Raw genomic sequence first — 6,935 nt, forward strand, 5'->3', positions numbered from 1 at the left:
ATATGCGTCAGTTCCGTGGCCCAAAGGGACTTGGACGTCCGCCCGGCAAAACATCCGGCGCGGCTGCGCCGCCCGGTGACTCTTCAGGTTTGGCCGAACTTTTGGCGGTGTCGGCCGGGGCCGTGTTTTCAGCGGGTGCCGTCGATTCCTGCTTTTGAGGCGCGGCTTTTTCAGCTGGCGCTTCCGGCTTGGCAGTAGCCTCGGCAGGCTGGCCATCAGTGGAACCGGAGGGTGAAGCTTCTGGCTTCACGTCAGCGGCCTTATCCTTGGATTCGTCATTATTACGCGGACCAAAGGGGCTTGGCGCAACAACGCGAGGCTGTTCTTCATGCGGGCCGAAGGGGCTTGGCGCGACGACTCTGGGCATGTCCGCATCCGGAGCCCCAAGTCCGCCAGGTCTGGCTTGCGGCATGGCCTTAGGCCTTTGGGCCCTTTCCACAGGGACGTTCTCGCCTTCAAGCTGGCGTTCCTGAACTTTGGCTTTTTCAGCTCTTTTGTTTTTGAGCAAAACACTGTCGCCGCTGCCAGGCTGGATGTCGTGGGAAGGTCCGCCCGCAGTCTGTGCAGACGGCTGCGCAGAGGCGTTGACGGCATCAGCGGGGGTGGGCATGGCGACGGCGTCGGGGCCCAGTTTTTTGCTTTTGCGCTCAGGCTGCGGCGGCGGAGGAAGCTTGGGGCGCTCCTTGGGGAAGAAGGCCAGGCCCTGCTCCACACTGCCGCTGCCTTCAGGGAAGCTTCCCTTTTCAGCCACAGCGAAAATCAGAGGCAAATTGCCGAGATAACGCACCATGTAATAGAACGTGCCGTTTACGTTGGTGCACGTGCCGGAAGAGCTTTTTGTGACAACCTCGTCCCAGTTCACGCCAGCCAGGGGCGTGGCCGCAAAGTCATACTTTCCTGGCCACAACAGCGCGTTGGGAGAAAGGATGACCACATTTTGCGAACTGCTGGAATACTGCATAAGGGCGCGCATATCAAAGTAGGTAGCGACCACGCCAAGAAAATCGACGCCGTCATACAGGGGAGCGGCAAGCAAAATCTCCGGCCCCAGCGGCGAGGGCTGAACGTCGGCGCGAAGAGCTCGGCTGCTCTGTTTCTTGTCTTCGTAAAGCAAAGGAATAAAATCCAGCTGCTTCATGGGATTGGCGGGTTCCTGACCAAGGATGGTGCCGTCGTACTTCACACCGGCAAAACCGCTGACCCAGGGGAAATTGCTGAAAAATGCAGTGATCCAGTCACGAGTCGGGGGTTTGTCGGCATTGAGCATGACGCGTTCAAGGCGGCTCAACTCCACGTCAATCCCCATCATGCTGTGGGTCAGAGCCAGAGCTTGCGGTGAAAGTTCGCCTTTTTCGTCATAGTCCACCGATGCTGGCGGGCTGACATAGGTGTTCCAGAAGCCCTTGGTGGACTTCCAAACATTTTTGGTTGGCTGGTACGAACTGCATCCTGTAACCAGAAATGCAGCGGTAGCCAGCATGAGTATGGTCCGCAGATATGATTTGAACACCGTATTCTCCCTCAGCTTTAGAACAGTCCGCACGCAATCGTCATCTGTTCTGCGCGAATGGTAAAAACCACCAGGCAAAGATCAGCCGCTTTGCCTCTGGCTGCATATAATGCGAAATCGACCTTGATAATGGTTTAGCTGTGCGCTCTGGCCTCGACCCGTTCGGCCAAGGCTTCAAGCATGCTTATAAGCTTATCCTTGCCGGTGGATCCCCCTGCTTCGGCGGGCTCCTGCGTCTGCTCCACAGGCGGCGCGCTGCCCAGGCGCGCGTTCAGCGTGGCTATACGCTGCCGCAGATCAGCACTTTCTTCCGGCGCGGTGGCCGCAGCGGCCAACTCATGATAAATATCCAGCGCTCCTTTGATGTCGCCCTGTTCTGCCAGCACTTCGGCCATTGAACGCGTCCGCAGCGAAAAACGCTCCTCACTGTCGTCAGCCTCTTCACCAGGCTGCGCGACGCCGCCAGTCGCGTTTTCCATCATGGGATCCGCATCATGGGCAAGGGGGCTCTGCGAGGTCGCCCCCTCAGCGTCATCGCTGTGCGAGCGTGCCGTTATGGAATGCAGGGGCGCTTCCAGTGATGCGCCGTCCTCGTCTTCATCTGGATCAAAGGCATCCAGCTTTTCATGAACCAGATGGTCGGCTGCCACAGGGTCAGTACCGGTGTCTTCATGCGCCAGATGCTCGTGCGCCTGCCGTGCGGCAGAGCTTGCGTCGGTATCGGCATCGTCCTCTGACTGAGCGGCCTTGTGGTCCCCCTGCCGGGCGAGAATATCTTGTTGTCCGGAAGAGGACGGCAGCGCGTCTGATTCGGATACTGGCGCTGCTTCATGCTCGGAGGTATGAGTGCGGGCAAGACCTTCAAGTGAAGCTTGAAGGTCTTCCGTTTCCCCCATAGCAGGGTGCTGCGTGTCAGGCCCTGCTGCAGGAGCGTTGTGCCCGAGCAGACTGGTGACGCCCTGATCTAGCACTTCTCGCAAGGATACTGGCCCTTTGGCAAAATTGAGGGCCAGAAACCGCATAACGGCAGCTGTGTCCGGGGATTGACCTGAGGTCAGGGTGGAGGCGGCCCACGCCTGCCAGAACCCTGAATAGGCTGTGAACATACGGCTGAGTTTCTCAACCTGGGCTTCGCAAGAGTTTTGCTGCCCCGTTTTATAAAGCAGTTCGATCAGAAAGAGTCTCGCCTCAAGAAACTCGTCATGGCGCGCCAGACCCTGCTCCAAAACAGCCACAGCCTCATCGGAGTGCCCTTCTTCCACCAACAGTCGCGCCAGAGGAAAAAAAACCTTGGAGTTGGGCTCAAGCGCCAGAACTTCTTTATACCATTCAATTTTTTCCGTCATATATTACGGCTCCCGATGGGGTTTGGCCGATGCGTCGAAGAGGTAGAGCACCTCATTGTCTCGCACATAGTGCAGGCGCTGCCGGATCACTTTTTCCACATATTGGTTGTCAGACTGCAGGAGGCGGATTTCACGGCTGAGAGCCATGTTTTCCTTATCCAGGTCAGCTATCTGTTTTTCCAGGTCGGCATATTGTTTTTTGAGTTCACGATATTCAAGCAGACCCGTGGGCCCCCATACCGTACGGCTGAAAAGCACGATGCTTATGAGACCAAGCACCACAAGAATAAAGGATCGCCAGAACATTACTGCAACAGCCGCTTGTTTTGGGGCTTTCCTTTCCGGGAAAGCTTGAGTTCGGCCAAAAAGGTAGCTGTGGCGTTTTCAAGCCGCCGCACGTCCTCTTCGGCAAGTTTCATCTGATCCACTTGAGCAAGGTAATCCTTTAGTGAATTGAGTTCCATATCAAAGTAGCGCCCCCAGACCCCGGCGCGCATGTCGGGCTCCAATTCCAGAATGGTCTGGATGCAGTTTTTGAGGCGTATCTGCAACGTACTCATACTTTGTCGGAATCCTTACGCGCCTGCGTACGGCGGTAAAAATCATAGCAGTAATTGGAGCCAGAGATGAGGGCCAGAGCCAACGCTGCATACAAAAGCCACTCGCCAATGGGGCTGAGATCCATCCCCCATAGTGGATAATGCAGTATGAGCGGCACGATGGCAAAAATTTGCAGAATGGTTTTGGCTTTGCCGAACTTGTCAGCGGCAAGCACTATGCCTTCATCAATGGCTATGGTGCGCAGGCCGGTGACCACCAGTTCACGGCAGACCATAATGATGACAACCCAGGCCGGAGCCCAGCCAAGCCTAACAAACATGATGAGAACGGAACAGATTAGTACCTTATCTGCCAAGGGATCAAGAAACTTGCCCATGCTTGTGACCATGTTGGAACGGCGGGCAACGTAGCCATCGGCCCAGTCGGTCAGTGAAGCGAAAATAAAGGCCAGGGCAGCGAGTTTACAGGTAACCGGTCCCTCAAAATACAGCAGTAAAACTACCAGAGGGGTCATAAGAATACGTAATAGCGTAATTTTATTAGCAAGATTAAGCATGTAGTTCTTTTTGACGCTCCCGGAGATTTTTTGTCCAAATAACATAAAAGCAAACAGGAGAAAAGAAGAAAAAACTCCCCTACCGGGGCGCTTGAAGCCCGGCAGGGGAGTTTAACTTTTTGCGCTACAGGCTCAATGGAGTTTCGCACGCATCAGCAGTATGAAACAATCTCCAAAGAACGCAGAAACATGGCCTGCATAGTATCTGACAGCCGCTGCGTGTTTCAGACAGCGGGTCTATGGCTAGGCATGCGTGGAGGCCAAGGCTTCCAGGCTGGTGTCACAGGCAGAGGCAATGGCGTCGGCCAACTGCAAAAACGCTGTCTTGGCCGGGCTTTCCGCTTCAAGATACACAACAGGCACGCCGCGATCGGCCGCCACCACGGTAGTGGGATCCAGGGGCACGGCGCCCAGAAACTTCAGCGCATACCGTTTGGCAAGTTCTTCACCGCCGCCCTTTTTGAAAATGTCTATTTCCTGATGGCAATGCGGGCAAATCAGGCCGCTCATATTTTCCACGACGCCAAGTATGTTTGAATTGGTGTACTGTAGAAAATTGATGGCCTTGCGCACGTCGGCCAGTGAAATTTCCTGGGGCGTCGTCACCACCACGCACAGGGCGTCAGGGATGGACTGCATGACGGTCATGTGCTCGTCGCCTGTTCCTGGAGGTGAGTCAATGAGCAGAAAGTCGAGGTCCCCCCACTTAACGTCCGAAATGAACTGGCGTATGGCGGCCGTCTTTTTAGGGCCGCGCCACAGGATTGCCTGATCCTTGTCCTGCAGCAGGGAGTCCATCGAGATGACGGCGAGATTTTCATTATAGGCCGCAGGCAGCATGAGTTCGCCAGCCGGATCCATTTCAACCGTGCTGGTAAGGCCAAGGAGATTGGGCACGCTCGGGCCGTGCATGTCCACATCAAGGATGCCGACCTTGAAGCCACGTCGGGCCAAAGCGGCGGCCGTATTGACGGTGACCGAGCTCTTGCCCACCCCGCCCTTGCCGCTCATGACAAAAATCTTGTGTCGGATGTGCCCTAGCCTGTCGGCTATAATCTTGTCCTGCATGGCCGCAGGGTCATTGCACTTTCCATCGCCACCCTTGCCCGTTGAACTTGGACAGGAAGATGACGAGGAACAGGAGGAACAGGAAGCCATGATATCTCCTTATTTTTGATGGGCACCTGTATGGCTACCAGCCGTGGTCGCCCACCAGGTCCACAAAAATGGCGGGGCCCATATCTTCACTTACCATGCGCCCTTGCTCTTTACGCAGGCGCATAAGCCTTTGCGCGCGAGGACGCGGCCCCACAGGAATAAGTAAAATGCCGCCTTCATCAAGCTGATCCGTCAGGGGACGCGGCACTTCCGGTCCGCCTGCCGTAACAATAATCCGGTCAAACGGGGCAGCTTCAGGCATACCGAGCGTGCCGTCACGCCGCTGCATGTGAATACCGCGCAGCCCCAGCTGCCGCAAGAGGCTTGCGGTGCTTTGATACAGTTCGCGCAGCCGTTCCACCGTAAAAACCGTGCAGCCCATGGTCGCCAGTATGGCAGCCTGATAGCCGGAACCCGTGCCTATCTCCAGCACCCGCATGCCTCTGCGTAGTTCCAGAAGCTCGCTCATCAGAGCCACAACATAAGGCTGGGAGATGGTTTGTCCATAGCCTATGGGAAGGGGCGTATCTTCGTAAGCCTGGGCCCGCAGGGCCTCCTGCACAAAAAGATGTCGCGGGACGGCGCCCATGGCGGCCAAGACCTCCGCGTTGGTGATGCCTCTGGCTTCAAGTTGCTCGCGCACCATGCGCCTCCGCAGACGTTTGGGGTCCACCGGGGAGGCTGCCGCGCGCTCTGGCGCTCTTATGCCTGGATGTCTGCTGTTTTGCATACTGCGGAAGTGAAAACAGATTTTTACCCTCAAGTCAATGCACGCTATGGCCCCGCGCGACTTTATAAATGTTCCAGACTTTTCCTTGAAAATTGGCGGCCTTTATGCAAGGCTTTTCCCTGAGCTTAATGAGGAGCCTGCAATGCGAAAGAAAAGTATGTTTTCAACTGTGCTTGGAGTTCTTGTGTTGGTCGTTCTAGGAGTGGGCGGCTATACTTTTTTCAAGGACCTTGAAGGTCCCATTATTGAAGTTACTCCCAACACAGGCAGAGTGTCCCCCGTCAGTGTGCTTAAGATCAACATGCAGGATGTTTCAGGAATCAGATCTGTTACTGTCGGCGTGAAAAAAAATAATGTCCTTAATGTTATTTTTAACAAACACTTTGATCAATATCTGCCAGAACGTACTGTTGAAGTGTCCTTCAAGGACGCCAACCTTCGCGAAGGCGCCTTTGACCTTGAGATACGCGCCACTGACGGCTCGCTTGCCGGTTTTGGCCAGGGCAATACCCGTACGTTGCAGCTTCCCATGCGCCTTGATACCCAGCCCCCGCGCATCTCGGTCAAAACGCTGCCCCCCAATGTGCGCCGTGGCGGCGCTGCCGTTGTCCGCTACACCATTGATAAAGAGGTGACCAGCAGCGGCGTCCTTGTGGCCGGCTATCTTGTTCCCGGCTACCTGCAAAAAGACGGCAGCTACGTCTGCTTTTTCCCCTATCCGTACACCATGACGGCCAAGGATTACAAAAACAGCGTGGAAATCACCGCCACCGACCTTGCGGGCAATGTGACCAAGAGCCGTTTGACTGTCATGGCCTTTGAACGGGTTTTCAAAAGCGACAGTCTTGAACTGACCGACAACTTTTTGCTGAGCGTGGAGGGCAAGTTGCGCCATCTGGCTCCCAATGCAGCCAACCCTCTTGAATGCTACTTGTATATCAATAATCAGGTGCGGGCCGCCAACGTTGAGGACTTGCGCAACATAAGCAAAGACTCCGCCTCGGCCATGTTGTGGAGCGGCGTTTTTACACGCATGCCCCGCTCCGCTCCGCGCGCGGGTTTTGCCGACCACAG

Annotated in this window: 8 protein-coding genes; 1 reads left to right on the forward strand and 7 read right to left on the reverse strand. The window is 55.7% G+C overall.

Annotated features, from left to right (window positions below; genetic code table 11):
* Positions 1–7: 7 nt before the first annotated feature.
* The 7 genes from DESU86_RS14295 to DESU86_RS14325 form a co-directional block, all read right to left on the reverse strand.
* Complete coding sequence (locus DESU86_RS14295; RefSeq protein ID WP_179981631.1) at positions 8–1,510, reverse strand: hypothetical protein; 1,503 nt, start codon at positions 1,508–1,510, stop codon at positions 8–10.
* Positions 1,511–1,644: 134 nt separating this feature from the next.
* Complete coding sequence (locus DESU86_RS14300; protein WP_179981632.1) at positions 1,645–2,856, reverse strand: tetratricopeptide repeat protein; 1,212 nt, start codon at positions 2,854–2,856, stop codon at positions 1,645–1,647.
* 3 nt (positions 2,857–2,859) lie between these two features.
* Entirely contained in the window at positions 2,860–3,162 is a 303-nt protein-coding gene (locus tag DESU86_RS14305; protein WP_179981633.1) for an FtsB family cell division protein, read from the reverse strand.
* Positions 3,162–3,416, reverse strand: a complete 255-nt coding sequence (locus tag DESU86_RS14310) for a hypothetical protein (protein ID WP_179981634.1) — start codon at positions 3,414–3,416, stop codon at positions 3,162–3,164. The genes DESU86_RS14305 and DESU86_RS14310 overlap by 1 nt, the downstream gene beginning before the upstream one ends.
* The gene (gene pgsA, locus DESU86_RS14315; protein WP_179981635.1) at positions 3,413–3,973 is read right to left on the reverse strand and encodes a CDP-diacylglycerol--glycerol-3-phosphate 3-phosphatidyltransferase; all 561 of its coding nucleotides are present in this window, start codon (positions 3,971–3,973) and stop codon (positions 3,413–3,415) included. Before pgsA ends, DESU86_RS14310 begins: the two co-directional genes overlap by 4 nt.
* 243 nt (positions 3,974–4,216) lie before the next feature.
* Complete coding sequence (locus DESU86_RS14320; RefSeq protein ID WP_179981636.1) at positions 4,217–5,131, reverse strand: Mrp/NBP35 family ATP-binding protein; 915 nt, start codon at positions 5,129–5,131, stop codon at positions 4,217–4,219.
* Between the two features lie 34 nt (positions 5,132–5,165).
* Complete coding sequence (locus DESU86_RS14325) at positions 5,166–5,777, reverse strand: protein-L-isoaspartate(D-aspartate) O-methyltransferase (RefSeq protein WP_179981637.1); 612 nt, start codon at positions 5,775–5,777, stop codon at positions 5,166–5,168.
* Positions 5,778–6,003: 226 nt separating this feature from the next.
* Between DESU86_RS14325 and DESU86_RS14330 the strand changes: the two genes are divergently transcribed.
* A partial coding sequence (locus DESU86_RS14330; protein ID WP_179981638.1) for a M23 family peptidase occupies positions 6,004–6,935 on the forward strand: 932 nt, incomplete at its 3' end.

It is taken from the genome of Desulfovibrio sp. 86 (assembly GCF_902702915.1).
Lineage (GTDB): Bacteria > Desulfobacterota > Desulfovibrionia > Desulfovibrionales > Desulfovibrionaceae > Desulfovibrio.